Here is a 374-nt window from a genome sequence, read left to right on the forward strand (position 1 = left end):
GTGTCTATGGCGCGGTGGAACCACACTGATCCCTTCCCGAACTCAGAGGTGAAACGCTGCTGCGGCGACGATAGTTTGGGGGTAGCCCCATGTCAAAATAGCTCGATGCCAGGTTTATTTTTTACAATCACATCACCCCCTCTATTTATTTAGTGGGGGTTTTGTTTTTTCGTCCTTTTTTTAAGCTGTTGTGTATGGAAAAATATTAAGTATTAATATGGTTAATTCTTGGAAATTTATGATTATTATTTAACCCACATTCCGCACCCCAAACTGTCACAGAGGTAAATTACGTAGAGAAAAAATTAAAGAGAGCATCAAAACAAACATATAAAGTGAAAAAAGGCATTTGAGAAACAGTAAATCACCAAAAA

Annotated in this window: 1 rRNA gene; it reads left to right on the plus strand. The window is 38.0% G+C overall.

Going from position 1 to position 374, the window contains the following annotated elements:
• Window positions 1–114, plus strand: a 5S ribosomal RNA gene (rrf, locus tag FFO06_RS20890); the annotation flags it as partial.
• Window positions 115–374 lie beyond the last annotated feature (260 nt).

Source organism: Dolichospermum planctonicum, assembly GCF_005402965.1.
Classification (GTDB): domain Bacteria; phylum Cyanobacteriota; class Cyanobacteriia; order Cyanobacteriales; family Nostocaceae; genus Dolichospermum; species Dolichospermum planctonicum.